The organism is Bacillus sp. FSL K6-2944 (assembly GCF_038005385.1).
GTDB classification, from domain to species: domain Bacteria; phylum Bacillota; class Bacilli; order Bacillales; family Bacillaceae_G; genus Bacillus_A; species Bacillus_A cereus.
In genome coordinates, this window is the sequence record NZ_JBBOTE010000004.1 from 323,271 (window position 1) to 342,416 (window position 19,146).

Consider the following 19,146-nt stretch of genomic DNA (forward strand, 5'->3'; position numbering starts at 1 on the left):
TTACGTCTTTTGCATGACTATACATAAAGTATACCATGGTTTGCTATGCAAAAACGATGCTTTCATCCCACGTCTAAAGACGGACTAACGTCTTGCGTGGGATGAAAGCATCATAAATTCTGTAATCCGGATTATTTATTTTACATATGGAATTTTCTCAATATTTGTCGATGGTGATGTATGGTAAAATCAAAGTGGACATGAAGCCCTTTCCATTGTTCATAAAAATAAGCAAAAGAAAAAACGCTTTCGTAAGTGATTGCGTTTTTTCTTTTTGGTGAAATATTATCGTTATTTCCGTTTTATCCACAGGTCATTCCGTAAGATATTTCTCAACCTATGAAATCTAGTCAATCAAAATTCAGTATTGTATGGTTGTATATGTCATATACAACAATTTATTGGAGGGATTTTACAAGATGAAATCAAGAAAAAATAAATCTATTGTTATTCCAGGTATACTTGCTTGTTGTAGTTTTATGATAGAGGCTCCCTGTTCTGCTACGGCTTTACCAACAGGAGAAAACATCATAGATTTTTCAAGACAAGTTGTAGATGCATCACCAAATCAAATGGGTAACTCTACATCGTATCAATACACAGGATCAGAATGGTTAGATATTACACAAGTATTTCAAAAAAATAATAATGTCTACCTTCGATTAGCTCCAGAAGGAATGATGGATGCACCAGGACCATTGGTTTTACCTAAAAAAATGAGTGACTTATTTATAAGAAATACAAACAATTTAAAAGGATGGTATATATATAAATATATGCGTTATACAAATTATCCACATGTACAAGAACTTCGATTTGATTTTTATGATAAGAATCAGCAATATCAAGGAACAGCATCCACTACCTATTGGTTACTTTAATTCCCAAATCACTAACGTAAAATAGTAATTTGGGATGGGGGATTCCGGTGCAAAAATAATTTATAATAATTCTAAAATGAATATTTGATGATTTTGAAAATAAATCATTCAAAATTTAGAGTGCGAACGCGTATTTTAATAAAAAACAGTAACTTAATATTCGGAGATACGCTTATATTTTGACATCATTCAAGGTTTGCACCAAAACTTTTTGGAACAATCGAATATAAGCACCTTATCCAATAAGAAACCTATATTCGATTGTTTTGATTATTCAGCCCCCTTGACTTCACTCCTATTAAATAATTGATTGTATTGTTCTTGTATACTTTGGTATCGAAATCAGCTCTTACGCAATTACTTCAAACACTTGATAGATACATAACTTCTATTCCATTGACACTCCCACGGCTAAAGCCGCAAGTCCTACACCTTACGGTGTAACGGATGGGATTCCTGAATGACGAAACGTTCGCAGTCCATTTCTGTTTTGAACAGCCTTCAAGATGAGGGTGTGTCATCACCCCTCCTAAGACAGCCGAGCTAACTCCCTTGTTCCAAGGGGTATTTTATTACTATCTATGCTAACGCTAATAGGCGTATTGCTTCATTTTTGATATTGATAGCTGCATTAATAATCTCTATCGAGATTTTCACCGTTAAGCATCTAAATAACCTTATCGAACAAGATCATAGACATATCAAGCGATGTTTTGTTAAATCCGCAGGATTTCAAAGTCTTCGCCATGCTTCACGTACATTAAAAGGAATCGAAACGATTCATGCTATATATAAACAAAAGAGAAGTCACATTCCAGACTTCTCTTTTCCGATGTACAATGAATTACAAAACTTATTCAGAACTGCTTAAACTACAACTATATTTTGTAAGTCGGTTTATGTTTTTTCACACTTTGCAACAGAACCTATTTTTTACTATCCAACTATACCTAAAATATCATAATTAAAGTATTCAATATTTCTCTTTTTTGTAGCATCTTTAAACACAAGCCCTTTATCTGCTAAAGAATTTAAAATTCTTCTCGCCGTACTTGGCGCTATTCTAAATTGTTTAGATACCTGTACCGCTGTAATATTAGGCGACATAAATGTCATTAAATATACCCGTCTTTCCGTATCTGTTTCACACTTGCCCATTCCTATTTTTGCAAGTTCTTCAGCTTTGTCAAATAACACATTCAATTTATCAGCCATTCGTTTAGAAGCATCTAAAAAGAAGCTTAACCAGTTTGACCAATTTGGATTTGCTCCACGTGTTTCATTCAATAAATGATAATATCTCGACCTTTGTTTTTCTAATTCTTCACTTACAAAGAATATAGGACTAGATAATTGTTTAGATTGCATCATATACAACGCGATAATAATTCTTCCTAAACGTCCATTACCATCTAAAAATGGATGAATTGACTCAAATTGAGCGTGTAATATAGCTACTTTCAATAAAGGATGAGCTTCCTCATTAATAATATAACAATCAGAATTTAAATGAGAAGTATCCATCTTCTCTCCATATGGATGACCATTGGCAAAAGTCTCCCAATTTTTTAAGTAATCCTCTATTTCATTGGAATCTATCGGTATATATACCGCATCCTCAGGCCTTTTTGTAGGACCAATCCAGTTAGGGACTTTTCGAAATTGCCCACAAGCAACGTTTGTCCCTCTAGCCCCATCCATTAAGATTTCATGTAGTTCCAAAATTAATCTTGTAGAAAGAGGGTAACCATTTCTCATTCTATCTTGTCCTATTAAAAGAGCCTTCTGATAATTTAATACCTCTATATGTTCCCATTTCTGTTCTGTTTTATGAGTTCGTTCCACCATATCAGTAAAAGTTACTTGCGTTCCTTCAATCCTTGTAGATTGCACAGACTCATTTAACGCTAACATATTAACAAAATCACTTTGTAAAATTGAACGTTTAAATTTTTCATCAAGTCTTCCGATTTCTGAAGATATATTGGCCAATTTACTAAATAAATCTACAGCACTTTGAGTACTAACACATATAGGTAATTTTTTAACGCCTTTAATAGCAGTCATAAAAATCCCTCCTTAAGTTCTTATAAATTCATTTTTGAACCTAATAAACAAATTGTATACCTATTAAGAAATAAATATACATAAAATGAACTTAAAATGTCAATAAATTAAAGAGATTATGATAAAAAAATAATACATAAACTTCACGTATTAGGTCTGATTGATAAAACCTAATTTCACAATAAGGCCCCACGATACCATTTCGGGAAATTTGTACGTTATCAAGACCTAAATTGAAAAAAGATAGATAAATTAAAGGACATAACATATTAGTCATATAAAATATGTTATGTCCTTTCTTCTTCAACTTACTATCATGTTAACTTAATAAAAAACCATTAATTTTTTTCTAAAATTGATTTAATGAAAGTAGTTTTCTCTTCTGCATATTTACGTTTATTATTTTTATTTAACTTTGCTAAATTAAGTTTGAGCTGTTCATATTCAATTCTTGCTTCATCATTATCTCTCAAGTAATCTCTGAACTTTAGCTGTTCAAGTAAATATTTATTTCCACATTGATACATGTGGTGCACATATTCTTCTGGAATTTCCAATCCTTACGATTGCGATCGTAATAATTCTATCGCCTTTTCAATATACACTGTATTCCAAATGACAATGACAGAAATTAATAACTGAAGACCATCCACTCGATGCAACTAATCTTCATAAGAACGATTACGTATTTCTCCTAATTGTTGAAAACACACGGCTCGTGCAAGCGAATGTCTCGCTTCTCCTTTATTGAGTACCTCTTGAATTCGTCTTCTCAGTGCAGGATCTTGCAGCCATTCTAATGTATATAATGAGGTTTCTTACCCATCCCCTCCAAAAGGTATATTAAGGAGTACCGTTGCCAAAACCTTATAAAAGTCTATAAAGTTTGTTTATTTCCCTGTTCTACGAGTCCGGTTTTGCCAAAGCTACTACCATTTGATAGAACTCTCCGAGGGCGTACATTCGGATACAACGCATCCTACATATTAGCCATAACGTTTGGTTCATTGACTAATTCATAACGTGACAAGTTGATGGCTGCATTCAAATCCCGATCTATGACATGACTACAAGTACATGAGTGGTACCTTGTCCCCAAATAGGTGCGGCTCGTTCAGTTAAAATTGCATTTACTATACTTTGGTTTGCAATTCTTAAATTTTCTACATGTATGTACTTTCTTTTTACATATAAGAGCGCTTTATATTGCATACTGGCATCACCAGAAGATACCCGTTTAATTCCAGTATTTTTCCCTATCCCATATAAACATAGCAATAATCTTTTTTGAATTTCATCCCGATATAATCGTTCGTGAGTAGCTAAGCTTTGGAAGTGATTGATAAAACCAGTCCTTAGCGCTGTCTCTTTCAAAATATCAATCAAATTTGTCATCCACCAACGGTTGGACAGTTCTCTTTTTAGATGACCTAATTGTTTCGGCTCTTTGCTTAATTCATTTGGAGCTATTGATATCAACCCATTATGTTTACTTAAAATTTTCACTTTTTTATTCTTAGGAATATTATTATTTAACATATCTAGTTTTGCACGTAGTTGTTGTTGTAGGTCATCTATTTTCTCTTGAGATTCTAAAGGTTGATTTAATTCTTCATAATGTTGGATACGATTTCCCTCAAAATCAGCTGGTAAATATTCTTCTGGATTCCGATAACGATGAGAAAACGCTACCCAAATTTCTCGACATTTCAATTTATCTCTTAAAGCATGTAAAACACAGATTTCATAGTTGATTCGATTCACACGTATATCTCTATTTTGATCTTCTATTACAACCAAATCATACCATTTTATTGGAATAATTTCTGTTCCCAGCGGAATATCTTCATGCGGTGAAAATGTGATTTGTTTGGAACTATCATAACTTCGTAGAAGTTCAATCGCTTCAATAACAGGCTGATGAAGATGATTGTTCGACTTAAAATTAAGCAGTTTTAATATCTCTGTTACTGCAGTACGATAGGAACTGCTATAAGAATTCCGAATTTTCCAGTGAACCTTTTGTTGATACATAGACTTTTTATACTTTAATTCTTTAACAATATCCTCAAGGATTTGCGGATTTACGACTGAAAACAAGGTGTCTTTTATAGTCCCTTCGGGATTTTGAAGTGCTGTTTCGAGAAAATCAATTAACATTTTGTTTTTTCCAAACACTTTTTTTACCTCTAAAATCATTTCCATTTTTACTTTTTTCTCAGCACAACCATCAATTTTATGAATAAGGGTAATAAGGAGTTCAATTAAGTTGTCATTCAATTCTTTTATTTTTAACCAGAAAAAAGTGGCGAGTAATGTATACCGAATCGGATTCTTGTGACGTTGCAACTCTGTTTTATCCTCAGAAATAGCACGTAACCTGTATTTCTGAAGTACTTTAGGTGGTATTTCAGAAAATAAATTTATAGGTAGTTCTAAAGCTAGCAAAGTTTTTAATTTATCAAGTTCAGTAAATAACGTGGCTTGACTTAAACATCCAGGTCCAATTGTTAATTTTCGGAATTTAATTTCTGATGTTTGGCTTTCATTAGAACCGCTTTCTTGATTTTCTATATGTCCCCAATAGTCCAATAAATCATCGATTTTTTTCAAAGTAATAGTTGAAAGATTTTTATACATTTCTTAATAAAAATCTTGTTTTCTTTGAAAAATAAGTTGCTGAACCAGTTGATTTATTTGCCACTCAGAAGGAGCTACAATTTTCTCTGTTCGATACTTAATATATAAATGTTCCTTCAATAGAGTAGCATCTAGATTATATTCGTAAACTCAATTATAGAGCCATGTTTGAATGTATTCTCGGTCTTCATCTTGCTCTTCTTTAAAACCAAACAACTGAAGGATTTCTTGCTTATGTCGATGGGTAGTACGAGACCCAAATTGGTAAGATGAATATAATTCTAAAGGTAGTTGTAATTGCTTCGCAATAAAGTGTAACATGTTCTTAGGAACTTCACTTTTTCCTGACGGAAAACAGTATTCTATTTGAAAATATTTCAGTAGAACAGCAAAACCAACTCGAGTCGTTTTATGCTTACTTGTAACTAACGCTAATTCTTGAGGATTTAACATAAAAGCTTCAATTTCTTCATTAATATTTAATTATTGTTTCATAAAGTGTTCCTATCGTTGAAAGACATTGTCTATTGCTTGTTCCAAATCGGTCATTGAAGGTGCGGCATAGCGTTTAGTTGTATTTACATCATTGTGTCCCATTAACTCGGCAACTGTTGCAATGTCGATACCAGAAGATACTAATTCTCGGCCATACGTATGCCTTAACATATGCGCATGAATCCCGTAATTTTCAAACACTCTTTGAGCAGAACGTTTTGATAAGCGTTTCCCATAATTAGAAAGAAATAAAGCGCTTTGAGAATCTGTTCGACTTTGTAAATAGCGTTGTAAATGGTATCGACTTTCAACTGGTAAAGGTATTTTTCTTGAAATGCCACCTTTGCCATCTTGAACGGTTAAAAATCCAGATTTTTCTCGCATTTCTATATCCTCACGATTTAAAGCCACTAATTCAAAAATACGTACGCCTGTGTACAGCGTTAAATAGATAATTGGCTATATTCCGAAAATTTTCAGATTGTTCAACTTTCCTAAGTAATTGATTCCTTTAATTTCTGGAAAGAGATTTAGGAGAGATGTGACGAACATGTCGGACCTCCGGTCGTTTAATATCGTGAAGTAAGTCCTCTCGGTCAATGAAATGAACATACGAAACAATAGCGCTAAATTTTGGCGTAATCGTTGTAGCTTGATTTCCACAACCTGATAAGAAATAAATATATTGTTGAATATCATAACGAGTAAGATCTTGTAAGGAACTATTTTCATGTACTAACCAAGAATGAAAATTTTGAATATGCCGTATGTAATCTTCAACTGTAATTTCTCGTTTACCTTGTTCCAAAAGATACGTTCCAAACTCTTTGAGTTCTATGTCACTTTTTTTCAAGCTTAAACCTCCTGTTTTTTATTATATTCAGTCTTATATTAACAAAAAGTGTCACAGAACTATAGTTCTGTGACACTTTTTGTTAATATATCTTTTCAGAAGGGTAGGGTGTGGCAATATCTTCTAAAAATTAGGTTGTTGCTTTGAATGATTAAATCATTTAGACGTTTGAGCTAAATGTGAAACCACTTTAATAGCCTTAATTATTTTCTGAATATTTAAAAATGTCTGTTTTACTCGGAGATGCTGGCTCTCCCCCCCTGTAGGGAGCCCGTTCAGCTAGTGATACTTCTCCTGGAGAAGTATCTAGGTGGGTTCTCAGGCCTGTAAATGGATTTTTTACACTTGAAAGACCTACTAGAATCTGCTTATACTTCTCATCAGGTATTACTAGAATTACTTACGAACAGTGAATCTATACATCCTCATCGGCTCCTGATTTTTCTCCCCCTCTTTCAATGATTACATAGGTTCAACAGAAAAACTATTCCCGACAAAAACTTGACTATACATATTAAACTTCTCTACAATATCCTTGACAGGTGTGCTTTCTACAAATGTATACATTTGTTTACCGTCTATCATAATACGCCAAACGCTACGAGAGTCACTAATTGGATAGGCAGTGTTCTCACCAGAAACCGTTAGTCTATTTCCTGTTTGTTTAAAAATCAATCGACCAGATCCCTTATCAATTGTACGTATAGTTACTGATTTTGGCTGAATTAGAATGTTCATACCTTGTTTTAATTTTGCATGAAACAGATTTTGATCACCTGTTTGACTCATTTGATTGTGTATGTCATCATACGTTTGACGATCTATAACAATCTCTTCTGAATCAAGACCTGGATAGGATAATTTATCCCCATTCACCTTCGCTCCAGGGAACGCAGCTTCCACTGCCTCTCCTAACGTTACTTCTGGTTGACTCTGTGTCTCATAATTTGCTGCTTTTCGAGCGGAAATATATCGTTCTTTCGTATCGTTATTTGATGTGCTGATAGTAATAGATGCTGTTTTACTGTCAATATCGTTTATAACATTTTCCCATTTTTGCGAATCATTCACAATCGTATCTCCATCAGCATTGTATGTTTTATAATTTCCAGATACTTGTGTGGTTTGAATTTGTAAAGGTGCTCCATTTTCTATATCATTCACTTGGTTATAACTTAACTTAATAGGCTGTGCATTGAAATCATCCATCGTATTCCAAGCAATTGGATTTTGTGTTGCTGACGGATAAGATGTTCCAGGGTTTAACACATTGGCTACTGTGTTTGCTTTTGCGACGACTGTTGCGATTGTCGGCGCAGAGGAACCTTTTCCTACAACAAAATTAAGCGTAGGCTTTACATTGTAAATGGGCGCAGTTCCAATATTTACATATCGTACATTTCCATTTAAAAAGGCTGCTTCTGCGGTATTAATTCCTAATGTTTCGCTCCATGATTTTCCGTTACTATGCCCAGTTGTGGTAGAATTCGATTGATCCACAGATACACTCGTTGTATAATCATGAGAGTAATTTGCTGATACGGAAACAGACCATGGGAAACCGCCAGATGCAGACACCCCTTCCGTATTCGACTCCGTATTACTATTGGTAGTGGAGACCCCCACTGTGTTACTTGCCTCATTTGTTTCTGTCCCCCCTTGATCATGAGACACGTTTTGATTCTTTGTTAAAATCATTTTTTCCATATTAACGCCTATTTTAGGAAAAGCAGCTACAATCGGATTTTTCGCTTCTGGTAAAATACCACCATCTACGTGACCTAACACTTTATCAATATCCGTAAACGGGTCTCCCGTGGTATGTTTATTCAGTGGATCCGATTTGTATTTGGTATACCCTTGTTCTTTCAGCGAGTCATCCCATTTTACAACGAGTCCATTCTTCACCGTATATCCATTGATCTCCCAATCATCTGGAATGTTATCATCGTCAGAATCAATTGTAATCCCCCCATCATCTGCCAGGACATTACTTTTAGCAGTTGTTGTAAATTGCTTGACTTTATCCTTAGAAAAATCAGGTAAGACTAAATTATTTTCTGGCACAACTTCTTTTTCTTTTCCATTCACAGACCACAACATCTCAAATTGTGAAGCTACATTTTTTGCTCCATTTTTATCTGTGTGATATTCTACCGTAATGGCATACGTTTTCCCTTTCTCTAGGGTCATCTTTTCTTTCATGGGAGCATCTTGTACAATCACCTTCCCATCGATTTGAATGGTTGTATGTGAATCATCTGATGTAGAAAATTCATATTCACCACTTTCACTCGGTTGAATGTAGCCCATCCATCGTACGGATTGAAACTGTTGCTTATCTTTAGATAAGGCACCTTGTAGCGTTTCTTGGTTGATTTGCGTTTTACTTGTAGATTGAACCATAAACATCGTTAAATCTTTAAACGCATCATCTGTATAATAATTTGCTAACAAACCATGTTTCACTTCTTTTTGTTCTTGATTGGTTTGTTCACTAGGATCCTGTGTAGCCGCATACGAAATCGCAGGACCCATCAGTTGGCCTACTAGCATAGTAGTCGCCAACACTTTGTATATATTTTTTATCTTCATCTTTTACTCTCCCTTTTGTTCTACATGTAAAATGAAGAGAACGTGTAGATAACATCCTCTTTATTTCCATATTGATTATAACAAGGAAAAGGTGGAACGAAATAAAGGGAAATTACCTTTATTAAATGTAATTTTCTGCAAAAAAAATACTTTTATATACAAATAAATCATATAGACTCCCTTTATCCACGAGGTAAATGATATGCTAATATAGAATGAATATGGTCTATCGGTTCATTAAATGCCTAAAGAATAAATAATAACCACTTCGCATTACCTGTACAATACATATACTAAAAAATCAAATCTAATCAAACACTTTCAAAATGCCTTCCCAAGTACAGCCGAAATAAAAGCTGCGGATAAACAAGGGAATTATTCCCACAAATCATTATTAAATAACTATATCCATGATGGTTGAACTACTCCCACTTTCACTTCGTTTAGAAATGAAAGTGGGGGGATTCCTAAGTACGGCAACTTATCGGTTTCTAATTGATTGGGTTAGCTCCACAGTCTCTGTGGTTAACAGCCTTATCGCTTCATTCTTTAAATGGATACTTAAGTTCCTATTATAGTGTGTCAAGCAAGAAGGACAGTCCCATTTACGTAGGCTGAGATTTTAACGTCTTTATTTTGGGTGTTTTTGCCCATCCCCCGAAAAGGGGGAATAAGAAAAAAGCAAGTCTTTCTTTTAAGAGAGCTTGCCGTTTTCTAAGCTATATTCGTATTCTTTGACTCTTCTATAAAATGTATTACTCTTCATCCCTACTCTTTGCATGGCTTCTACCGCAGTAATTTTATGATTTTTCCATTCTTGATAAGTTTCTTTAAAATTATCATCTATTTCCACTTTTTTGCGGCCAAATTTAACTCCTTTTTGAAGTGCAATTGTAATTCCTTCTTTTTGTCGTTCGCGGATTCTTTTTCTTTCATCTTCAGCCATATAACTTAATAACTGTAAAATTAAATCTGAAATAAGAGTTTCAATTCCATTTAAATCTTTATATTTCATAGTGTTAAGAAGTGGCATATCTAACACAACGATATCAATCTTTTTTTCTTTAATTAATTCTTGCCATTCGTCTAAAATCATTTGTTTATTTCTTCCCAAACGATTTAATGATTGAATATATAAAACATCGCCGTTTCTCAACATACGCTTCATAAGTTGATATTCAGGACGTTTAAAATCTTTTCCACTTGCTCTTTCTATAAAGATGTATTCTTCAGGAATACTTATCTCTGCTGCGGTTGCGAGTTGTCTCTCAATAGATTGATTTTTACTACTTACTCTAATATAAAAGAATTTTCTCATTATGTATTCCTTCCCCCATTTCGGGGATTTGGGCAAAAACACCCTATTTCCGCTCTAATTAAAAATACGTAATATTTAAAAAAATGAAATATACCCTATATAGTTTATATTTCGTTACAGTATTTCTAATGTAATCGATAAGACGGCATTCTATGTACAATCATTTTTTGTAACGTAATTTGAATGATACATCGAATTTCTAAATAAATAATGATGAAAATTCTTAATATTTTCTTAACAAAATAAAAAATGTAAGCCTTTTAGATAGACTTTACTATTGTTACTTGTATATTCACAAGGTAATTGGAAAGAAGTGATACTGCATTGTATGCTGAAAATTAGAAAAACATATTGTAAAACATGAGATGAAATGTCCTTGTTCTTAAAACCTATAGGGCCCTTGGATTTTCAGTCGGACTGTAAATCAGAAGCGACAGCTTGGGGGGAAAATTTCTTTGACCTTTGGAATAAACTTACCCTACAAGCAGAAAAAGATGCAGCAAAAACATTTAGTTTACAGTCTATTTTGATGAAAATCCATGTTCCTAAAGGGGTACCAGCTATATATGTAGACCTGTTAAGTACTGTTCCCGGAGAAATGGAATTACTTTTGCCAAGAAATAGAACGTATAAGGTTACAAACATATCACCAGTAATTGAAAAAAAACAAAGAATATGTAATGCTAGATGTTGAGGTTTTAGATATCGAATCTAATTATCGAAATAAACGTTCTACTGATATTATATATGAAGATAACCTACCATCATTATCAAAATAAAGACAGCTATTTGGTCTCACCGTACCATTTTACCGAAATGGTACGGTGAGACATATTTTCATATAAAAATACGATTTTTTCTATAAAAAAGATTCGTCTTTTCATCTTTTTTAATTCTTTTAACTTCCGATACAAAGCAACTTGACTTACTCCGATGACAGTATAAATTTCTTTCATGATTTTCTTTGTTTGTTGGTGTAATTCAATTGCGTGGGCCATTCTTGCATATTGTTCCGTGTATTTTTTAATTCTCTCTACAAGCTCTAGTTTAAATGAAGTATCAACATCATCAGTCCCCATCTATTGATCATTTTAACGAATTTTCTGAAAGAACTCTCCTTCCTCAAGCGTGTGAAGGGCGTAACCTAACGGGAGGTGGGAGATGAATTTCGGGAAATTCGTTAAAAAACCTTGCAATAAAACTGATATTGAGTTTCTCGTATCCCATCGATTCCTGGCTTTCTGCTGTACATATCATTAGTTTTTTAGCAGTTATCAAATATCTTTTTTTTGCTGTATAAAGTAGTATGTGTAACTTAGAATAGGGAGGGAGAGAGCATAACAATAAAAGGGAGGGATAATGATGAAAAAAAACATGCAAAAGTAAAACCGATATTTCCACTTTCATTTACAAGCAGTATCATGGTAATCCCCTCTTTACAATAGAAAATTATTACGGTTAATTATCAGAAATATTTGAATAATTAGCATCTTTACAGGAGTGATTTGATGATTAAAAAAACATTTATTCTTTTTATACTATTTGTAGGAATGTTTAATTGTACACAGGTTCTAGCAGATGGTCCTGGATCAGGAGTCGCAGGTTTTGATAAGGGCTTTAAGGATTCTGGCTCCTTTGTAATCACTTCGGATCCACAGTATCCATGGACAGATAAAACAGATCGAGGAGAACCTGAATCTGATTCGGAGAAAAAAACTCGTTCAGAACAATTGATTAGAGCACAATATAACAGTATTAATGCGTATACTGATACGATAAAAAACACGATTACTCCGGTTTTAGTTAATGGTGATATAACTGCATTTGGACATGGACCTCAAATCTTAGGGTTGGGTGCTGAAGATGAATGGGGGAAAATGGTGGAGCTTATGAATGTTTTAAAATCTCCAGTTTATCCAGGACTAGGTAACCATGACATTCAAAATAATTATAACGATTGTGCTGATAATGGTTGTATTTATAATTCATTTATGAATTATTTCAGTCAGGTAATATACGGTGTACCGACAACTAGTTTTGATATGAAAATGAATAATCCTAATGCATCGACTACTGATCCGACACAAGAGTATTCTGGAAGTTTTGCATACTCAACTAATATGGGTCCTATCCATTCTATCCAACTTAATAATTATCCAACGATGACGTTTCCAGACAAAACAGTATCCACTAAAATGGGAAGAATTAAATTTACACTGGAAAGTTCTTTAGATTGGTTAGAACAAGATTTAAAATCGGCCTCAGCAAGTGGACAAGCAATTATTATTAATCTTCATGAACCTAACAATTGGGGGTGGGACTCAGATAAATATCCCCAATCGCAATATCCTAATTTAGAATCTGGGCCAAATCAAAGGTTTATCAATCTGTTAAAAGAATATGATGTAAAAGCTGTATTTGCAGGACACTATCATACAGAGCATGGCCTATCTACAAGCTATAAAAATTATTTTGGGGATGTTCCCGTTTTCATATCCGGTAGCGCGGCTCAAGCAACGTATTTAATTGCTGAATATAATTCAAATGATTTGAAAGTGTATGGTGTAAATAATAATGATTGGCAAGCAAAAACATTGCTGAAAACCATTGGGATTCCATACACATTTACAATTGATAAGGGACAAGGTCGATTGGTTTTTAAACAAATAGGAAATCATTTGGTACTTAGTGGTTATAACGCTACAAATCCAGTTAGTAATAATGATGTAATGTGGCGTGTTATGGTAAATGGCAAGCAAGTATTTACATTTTCAGAAACAACGCCTATCTACAAACTTGTAGACCAAGTTAATGCAGCTGAGCTTGTTGGGGATAGTTTTTCTGTTGAACCGCTTTGATATTCCGTCCTCTAAAGGAAGAGCAAGTTCACTTCTGTCAAAATACATTTCTTTATCTTATCATGTATCAAAAAATATAATTATCAAAAACCATCGTTTTTGCGACGAATAAATGATTAAAAAGCTCATTTCCCACAAAAATGAGCTTTTCTTTTTCCGGCTAAAAATTGTGTATGTATTCAACCTTTATTAGGGAAAAAGATTGAAAGAAAAGTTTAGCTTAGTTACATTTTTGCATACATGTAAGATAAAGTGAATTGATAATATTTATTCTGATCATTTCGAATCTCAACTTATGATTTTACAATTAGTAACTTACAGATCCCGTTGTTTCATCTTGCAGCGGGATTTGCAATTGATTTTGAAAATGATATAATATAAGTATCAGTTTAAGGTATAAGTATTTCCTAAAACACATAAAATAAAAGAAGAGATGCGCTAACATCTCTTCTGGTAACTGTTACCGTAAGGTGACTGGTTACTACTAAAATTTATTTTCTTTTAGAAGGCCTTCCACACTTTCCACGGCGTAGGGAGGTCTTTTTACGTTTTTTGCTAAATTTGCTGACAAGCTTATTTCCATAAGCCGTGATAAGTAAGGATTGTCAAAAAGACTTTTAACAAATCCTGTAGCAAAGACAGTAAATATTCCATCATAGGAGTCACCTCCTTTCTCTCTAACATATAAGAGAAAGGCTAGCAACCAACCACCCCACATTCTACAATTATATATACTATAGTCTCACCATCATAAACAAAGAGACCGCTAAGTTGGTCTTATCCCTGTCAAATAGACAGTATTAAAAAGACTAAGCAACTATCGAATCTCGATGGTTGCTTAGTCTTTTTGGAAACGTTTATAGTTATAAAAGTAAATATATTCTTCAATTGCTTGTATGAAATCCGCTTCTGTTTTAAAATGACTCACATACAACATCTCTGATTTAAAATGGGAGAAAAATGACTCGATACAGGCATTATCATGGCAGTTTCCTTTGCGAGAGTGGCTGCCAATGATACCCAAATCGAACATTAGTTTGTTGTAGGCATGAGATGTGTACTGGAGCCCTTGATCTGAATGGAGAATGGTTCCACGCACATCTCTTTTTTGTGCCAACATTTCAATTGTATCTAATACAAGTTCAGTATCATTACGCTTGGATATTTTCCAAGAAACAACTTCGTTATTATAAATATCTTGTACAACAGAAAGATAGCGGAAGCCCTCTTGAAATCGTAGGTAGGTAATGTCTGTAACAAGCGACGCTTCTTCCGAATAATAGACTGAATGTTAAGCTCACTCATGAATCAATATACCTTTTTGTGATTTATAAAATAGCCCTCTTCTTCTAAAGCAATTTTCATACGTGGATAACCATATTCTTTGTGCTCTAGGTGAATAAATTGAATTACCTTTTTTAATCGTGTATCGGATTCTAGTCGTATGTGGTTCATACTTTTTGTATGAACCCACTGATAGTAACTTGAGCGATGTACACCCGCAAAATTAGTAAGCCATATAACGAGATATTTTCTTTTTAGTCATTCAATGATATGATATCGTTTTTTATATTTTAGTACGCCCCCATTTACAGATTTGGATACTGCTTTTTTAAATATGCAACCTGGGCCTTATAGTAATCACGCTCTTCTTCAACAGTTTTAAAATGAATCCGTTTGCCTTTTAAAGGGTTCGGTATGCCTTTCATTTTATTGTTTTCCCCACGAGTATCTGTAATTGCACCACATTCTTTATATTTTTTCACCCTATTTTAAGTTGTGTAGAGCTTCTCAACTGATATTTCTCCGCTATCATATCGTAGCGTCCCTTCCCCGATTAAATAACTTTGAACAGCTGATAACTTTATCTCATTTGAGTATGTATGAAATATTGTACCTTTTTTGGCCATGAAACATCCCCTCTAAGTAACAGTGTAACATCCATGTGTATACATGGTCTTTTTCACACTGTCTACCTAAAGGGGATAATATCATAAGTATGGTCCCTTTGTTTATGTTGTTTTTCTACTTTACGGTCTGTAGCAAGAACCCTACGATGAATCGAAGTAGTTTTGTAACTTAATATCCCACCGTTTCCCCTAGTGTATGGAACGTTACGTATTTTGAAGTCTCGCGGTAGATACCCCATTAGAATCCATTCAACGCGCTTTATAAAATGGGGACAATGTCCAACTAGTTGGGTTTTGTACATTCGAGGTGCGAGAGCGTTCTGCACGTGAAGGACAAAATCTATAAAACGGATAACCTATGACTATTCCTGCAGGAAAAACACCTGCCTTTAAAGTATGAAAACTACTAAAAGAAGCTATAAAAAATAAATATTTATCTGTCTATCTATTAGTCGAAAGAAGCATGATTTCTTACATTCATGCTTCTTTTCTTTTAAAGATGAATTGTTGAAATGGCGTGTTTATATACCAACTGTTGTTTCCCTTCCACCTCTACTAGAATCGAATATACATCATATCCTTGTATTTTCCCTTTTATATGAAAACCTTTCAACAAAATTAGCGTAACGTTCTTTTTCTCTTGCATCACTTCTTGCAGCAACCGATTCTGAAGCGATGCCGTATTTAGATTTTGTTCCTTTTGGACGGTTTGTCGTCGCGGTGTTTCTCAAATCCGCATGGACACTTATATTTTCTATCTTTCGCCTTGTTTTTCTCCGTGCATTTTGGACACGTTTGACTTGTATAAGCAGGATTCACATATTCAACCTGTATACCAACTAATTTCGCTTTGTACGCGATGAATTGCGCTAGGAGAAAGAATGACCAAGTGTGTAGATTTTTCTCGTTTTTACGGCTTGTTCGTGCCGTCTGTCTGATGTTCGTTAATTGCTCTAATCGAATGACAGAGATCGTATGATTCGTTGCGAAATCGACGATTTCACGACTTACTTTGTGGTCTTGGTCTTGCATCCACTTTTGTTCCTTATCATCAAGTGGTCGAAGGGCATTTCGTTTCTCCTAACTTCTTACGAACACTACGAAACTTACGTTTCATGTATTTGTTTTTCCTACCGTTTCCAAAGAAACGAACTGTATCATCGTCTGTGATGGCTACCGCAGGAACTTTGAGACCTAAGTCTACTCCTAGAATTTTCGTTCCTGTTTTTTCTATTGTAGGGACCGTGACAGATATCTGAGCGATCCATTTACCGGATTTCTTTGTGATACGAAGGGTACCTAACTTGTGTTTCAACAAGTCGAAGTTGCGATTATGTTTGTCGATTCATAAAGCACGAACCTGTAACCGTGTTGACTTGCCTTTTATCATGAACGGGATGGAAAAGTGCGTATAGTCAAAGGGATCGTTTTGGTTATTCCACACACAAACTGGTCTTTTTAGAATCGGAACGATTTTGTATGTACTCTTTTTTACTTTTGTAGAACATACACTTTTCGCATCTTTAATCGCTTGATTTGTTCTTTTGTCGGAAGCAATTTAACTTTGACCGTGATGGTTTGTGTCACCCGTTTCACCCCCTCTTTTTTTGACTTCCTACATACTGTTGTATTGTCTCACTTGATACCTTTCCAGCAGTAGAAACAAAATAGGAACGAGTCCACAGACTTGGCAAGTGCGCGAGATGAGGGAACTCTTCTCTTAAACGCTTTGATGTCACTCCTTTGATTTTCGCCATTGTATCAGCAGGGCTGCGTGTTGGAAGTGTATGCAAGAACAAATGAACGTGGTCTTTGTCACATTCCATTGCGATAATAACAATATCCAGTTCGTCACATACCTCTTGGACCAACTCTTTGAAACGTTCTTCTACTTTTGTGTGAAGAAAAATCGTAACTACTCAGCTTCTTCAAATAAAAAAACAGGCCAAATACATGTTTCCGATTCGAAAACATGAAAAGAAAATACTCCAATCAGAGAAAGAATCTATGCCAAATAGAGAAATTCTCTTATGAAGTCGTGTTATTCCAAGGAACCGTTCTAGTTTCTATGACTTGGTTTATCGCTTGTAAGACCGATTGTTTTTGTTTTTTCATGGTACTCATAAAGCTTCGTATCTGACAAAAAGATTCTGCGCCTTTCTTACTTCGGAAAGTCCCAGACACTTTCTGTTTTACTTTCGTCATCCGAATATCCCGTTCTGCTTGATTGTTATCAAATGGAATGGCTGGATGTTCTAAAAACGCTAGAATTCTGTCAGAATACTTGACGAAGCGATTCCATAAATTTTGAGAAGGCGTCTGCTTTCCTTTCTTCTTTTGTTTCGTGGAAAGAATCTGTTGTTCTTTCAATATGGATTGATACATAATAAACAGATTCTTTTGCGTCGCTTTTGGCATGGTACCTTCGGATTGCTTTTTCATCGTCAACGCTTGCGTTAGAAATTTCTGCATCTGTTGTGCCCATTGTTCTCCAGTACTATCTATAATTCCTTGTAAATCTCGTAAGAGATGGGCATTACATAAAACGTGACGACAATCTGTATACGCATCATACGATTTCCAACCATCATGCATCGCAATTCCAGAAAAAGATGGCAAGATTTCTCCAGCATCCATTGCTTCTTTTCCACGTTTTTGATGAATATGTTGCAATGTCACCTCCGGTGTACTGGCAGTATGTAACCATTGTGTTTTGTTTTCTACACGCATACCAGTTTCATCAAAATGGACAACAGGAGACTGCAGAATCTTTTCCTTTACTTCTTTTATGAATGGCTGCAATTGAGAAGCGAAAGCCTGTGTATGATTTACCAGGGTTCCTTCGCTTATAGAATGTCCAAAACAATCCTGAAAGAATTCTTTTGTTCGCTTCAAAGAAATGCATTGATAATGCGTTAAATAGGGAATCAGTCTTTTTATATTTGGACCATATTGAACAGGACGAGATACTGTCGAAGGAAATTGGGCTTCTTGGATAGAATGGCAATGTGGGCATTCTTTCTGTTCTACTTTATGTTCTGTCACTTCGATCTGAATAGGTGGTAAGTCATACACTTGGCGAATGCGATACCCTTTTACAGGCTCGTGGTTCAAGGAAGTATGACAACAAGTACAATATGTAGGAGAATGTGTAATCGTATGATCTGGAGTCGCTGTCAAACCAAGAGTATGTCCCTTGTGGCCCAACTGGCCACCCGTTTGACGATGAGACGGTTTGCGCAAACTTTTTGTAACGGGCTTACCCAAACCATCTGTAGAAGGTGGCTTATGACTATTTTTGGAGTTTTTTTTTGAAGCATTTTCTAGTTCTTGTATACGTTTTTCTAACTTAGAAAATGTTTCTTCAAATAAAGAAATAACAGCTTCAGGTCCTTTTTTATATGTATCTAAAATAATTTTTCGATCGACCATAAGATTCACCTCCCCTGTTTGATATACTCAGTATTTACAAATGGGAGGCATATGAAACTAGTAAAATTTAAAAAAGACACCGAAAGGTGGCTGAGTA

12 protein-coding genes and 9 pseudogenes are annotated in these 19,146 nt (G+C 34.6%); 5 read left to right on the plus strand and 16 right to left on the minus strand.

Going from position 1 to position 19,146, the window contains the following annotated elements:
- Positions 1–419: 419 nt before the first annotated feature.
- Complete coding sequence (locus MHH55_RS31910) at positions 420–881, plus strand: hypothetical protein (RefSeq protein ID WP_078187247.1); 462 nt, start codon at positions 420–422, stop codon at positions 879–881.
- A gap of 579 nt (positions 882–1,460) precedes the next feature.
- Here MHH55_RS31910 and MHH55_RS36580 read toward each other — a convergent pair.
- A pseudogene (locus MHH55_RS36580) lies at positions 1,461–1,539 on the minus strand (RNA-guided endonuclease InsQ/TnpB family protein); the annotation flags it as partial.
- Between MHH55_RS36580 and MHH55_RS31915 the strand changes: the two are divergent.
- A pseudogene (locus MHH55_RS31915) lies at positions 1,537–1,752 on the plus strand (DDE-type integrase/transposase/recombinase); the annotation flags it as partial. The pseudogenes MHH55_RS36580 and MHH55_RS31915 overlap by 3 nt on opposite strands.
- A gap of 65 nt (positions 1,753–1,817) precedes the next feature.
- On the opposite strand, the gene MHH55_RS31920 reads toward MHH55_RS31915, so the two are convergent.
- From MHH55_RS31920 to MHH55_RS31960, 7 genes and pseudogenes are all read right to left on the minus strand, one after another.
- Complete coding sequence (locus MHH55_RS31920) at positions 1,818–2,948, minus strand: Fic family protein (protein ID WP_078187248.1); 1,131 nt, start codon at positions 2,946–2,948, stop codon at positions 1,818–1,820.
- Positions 2,949–3,286: 338 nt separating this feature from the next.
- A pseudogene (locus tag MHH55_RS36585) lies at positions 3,287–3,766 on the minus strand (Tn3 family transposase); the annotation flags it as partial.
- 262 nt (positions 3,767–4,028) lie between these two features.
- Positions 4,029–6,041 (minus strand): annotated as a pseudogene (locus MHH55_RS31935) (DUF4158 domain-containing protein); the annotation flags it as partial.
- Positions 6,042–6,092: 51 nt separating this feature from the next.
- Complete coding sequence (locus MHH55_RS31945) at positions 6,093–6,494, minus strand: tyrosine-type recombinase/integrase (protein WP_254849760.1); 402 nt, start codon at positions 6,492–6,494, stop codon at positions 6,093–6,095.
- Between the two features lie 100 nt (positions 6,495–6,594).
- Positions 6,595–6,936: a site-specific integrase gene (locus MHH55_RS31950; RefSeq protein WP_254849761.1), complete on the minus strand. Its 342-nt coding sequence runs from the start codon at positions 6,934–6,936 to the stop codon at positions 6,595–6,597.
- A 462-nt stretch (positions 6,937–7,398) separates the two neighbouring features.
- A complete protein-coding gene (locus MHH55_RS31955) occupies positions 7,399–9,531 on the minus strand; it encodes a binary toxin-like calcium binding domain-containing protein (RefSeq protein ID WP_078187251.1) in 2,133 nt (710 codons plus the stop codon).
- A 694-nt stretch (positions 9,532–10,225) separates the two neighbouring features.
- Positions 10,226–10,849 carry a recombinase family protein gene (locus tag MHH55_RS31960; RefSeq protein WP_078187252.1) on the minus strand — a complete coding sequence of 208 codons (624 nt, stop codon included), beginning with the start codon at positions 10,847–10,849 and terminating at the stop codon, positions 10,226–10,228.
- Between the two features lie 370 nt (positions 10,850–11,219).
- Here MHH55_RS31960 and MHH55_RS31965 point away from each other — a divergent pair, with 370 nt between their 5' ends.
- Positions 11,220–11,543, plus strand: a complete 324-nt coding sequence (locus MHH55_RS31965) for an ADP-ribosyltransferase (RefSeq protein WP_340882169.1) — start codon at positions 11,220–11,222, stop codon at positions 11,541–11,543.
- Positions 11,544–11,634: 91 nt separating this feature from the next.
- On the opposite strand, the gene MHH55_RS31970 is transcribed toward MHH55_RS31965, so the two are convergent.
- On the minus strand, positions 11,635–11,928 hold the full coding sequence (locus tag MHH55_RS31970; protein ID WP_254849762.1) for a hypothetical protein: 294 nt from the start codon (positions 11,926–11,928) through the stop codon (positions 11,635–11,637).
- Positions 11,929–12,357: 429 nt separating this feature from the next.
- Here MHH55_RS31970 and MHH55_RS31975 point away from each other — a divergent pair, with 429 nt between their 5' ends.
- Positions 12,358–13,707, plus strand: a complete 1,350-nt coding sequence (locus tag MHH55_RS31975; protein ID WP_078187253.1) for a metallophosphoesterase — start codon at positions 12,358–12,360, stop codon at positions 13,705–13,707.
- An 838-nt stretch (positions 13,708–14,545) separates the two neighbouring features.
- Here MHH55_RS31975 and MHH55_RS36590 read toward each other — a convergent pair.
- From MHH55_RS36590 to MHH55_RS31980, 3 genes and pseudogenes are all read right to left on the minus strand, one after another.
- Positions 14,546–14,959, minus strand: a pseudogene (locus MHH55_RS36590) (IS3 family transposase); the annotation flags it as partial.
- Between the two features lie 56 nt (positions 14,960–15,015).
- Positions 15,016–15,162, minus strand: coding sequence for an IS3 family transposase (locus tag MHH55_RS36595; RefSeq protein WP_139362491.1), 147 nt, complete (start codon positions 15,160–15,162; stop codon positions 15,016–15,018).
- Between the two features lie 317 nt (positions 15,163–15,479).
- Positions 15,480–15,617, minus strand: coding sequence for a hypothetical protein (locus MHH55_RS31980; protein WP_254849763.1), 138 nt, complete (start codon positions 15,615–15,617; stop codon positions 15,480–15,482).
- A gap of 223 nt (positions 15,618–15,840) precedes the next feature.
- On the opposite strand from MHH55_RS31980, the pseudogene MHH55_RS31985 reads away from it, so the two are divergent.
- Positions 15,841–16,017, plus strand: a pseudogene (locus MHH55_RS31985) (HU family DNA-binding protein); the annotation flags it as partial.
- Positions 16,018–16,110: 93 nt separating this feature from the next.
- Here MHH55_RS31985 and hfq read toward each other — a convergent pair.
- From hfq to tnpC, 4 genes and pseudogenes are all read right to left on the minus strand, one after another.
- Positions 16,111–16,329 (minus strand): annotated as a pseudogene (hfq, locus tag MHH55_RS31990) (RNA chaperone Hfq); the annotation flags it as partial.
- Positions 16,302–17,154: pseudogene (locus tag MHH55_RS31995) on the minus strand (RNA-guided endonuclease InsQ/TnpB family protein); the annotation flags it as partial. The pseudogenes hfq and MHH55_RS31995, both read right to left, overlap by 28 nt.
- Positions 17,155–17,209: 55 nt before the next feature.
- Positions 17,210–17,527: pseudogene (tnpA, locus tag MHH55_RS32000) on the minus strand (IS200/IS605 family transposase); the annotation flags it as partial.
- 118 nt (positions 17,528–17,645) lie between these two features.
- Positions 17,646–19,049 (minus strand): IS66 family transposase, encoded by a 1,404-nt coding sequence (gene tnpC / locus MHH55_RS32005; protein WP_100910632.1) that lies wholly within the window; start codon positions 19,047–19,049, stop codon positions 17,646–17,648.
- Between the last annotated feature and the right edge of the window lie 97 nt (positions 19,050–19,146).

Excerpts from the sequence above, each read along its gene's own strand:
- MHH55_RS31910 (WP_078187247.1), top strand. The coding sequence starts at position 420 with ATGAAATCAAGAAAAAATAAATCTATTGTTATTCCAGGTATACTTGCT.
- MHH55_RS31920 (WP_078187248.1), bottom strand. The coding sequence starts at position 2,948 with ATGACTGCTATTAAAGGCGTTAAAAAATTACCTATATGTGTTAGTACT.
- MHH55_RS31955 (WP_078187251.1), bottom strand. The coding sequence starts at position 9,531 with ATGAAGATAAAAAATATATACAAAGTGTTGGCGACTACTATGCTAGTA.
- MHH55_RS31960 (WP_078187252.1), bottom strand. The coding sequence starts at position 10,849 with ATGAGAAAATTCTTTTATATTAGAGTAAGTAGTAAAAATCAATCTATT.
- MHH55_RS31965 (WP_340882169.1), top strand. The coding sequence starts at position 11,220 with ATGTCCTTGTTCTTAAAACCTATAGGGCCCTTGGATTTTCAGTCGGAC.
- MHH55_RS31970 (WP_254849762.1), bottom strand. The coding sequence starts at position 11,928 with ATGGGGACTGATGATGTTGATACTTCATTTAAACTAGAGCTTGTAGAG.
- MHH55_RS31975 (WP_078187253.1), top strand. The coding sequence starts at position 12,358 with ATGATTAAAAAAACATTTATTCTTTTTATACTATTTGTAGGAATGTTT.
- MHH55_RS36595 (WP_139362491.1), bottom strand. The coding sequence starts at position 15,162 with ATGAACCACATACGACTAGAATCCGATACACGATTAAAAAAGGTAATT.
- MHH55_RS31980 (WP_254849763.1), bottom strand. The coding sequence starts at position 15,617 with ATGGCCAAAAAAGGTACAATATTTCATACATACTCAAATGAGATAAAG.
- tnpC (WP_100910632.1), bottom strand. The coding sequence starts at position 19,049 with ATGGTCGATCGAAAAATTATTTTAGATACATATAAAAAAGGACCTGAA.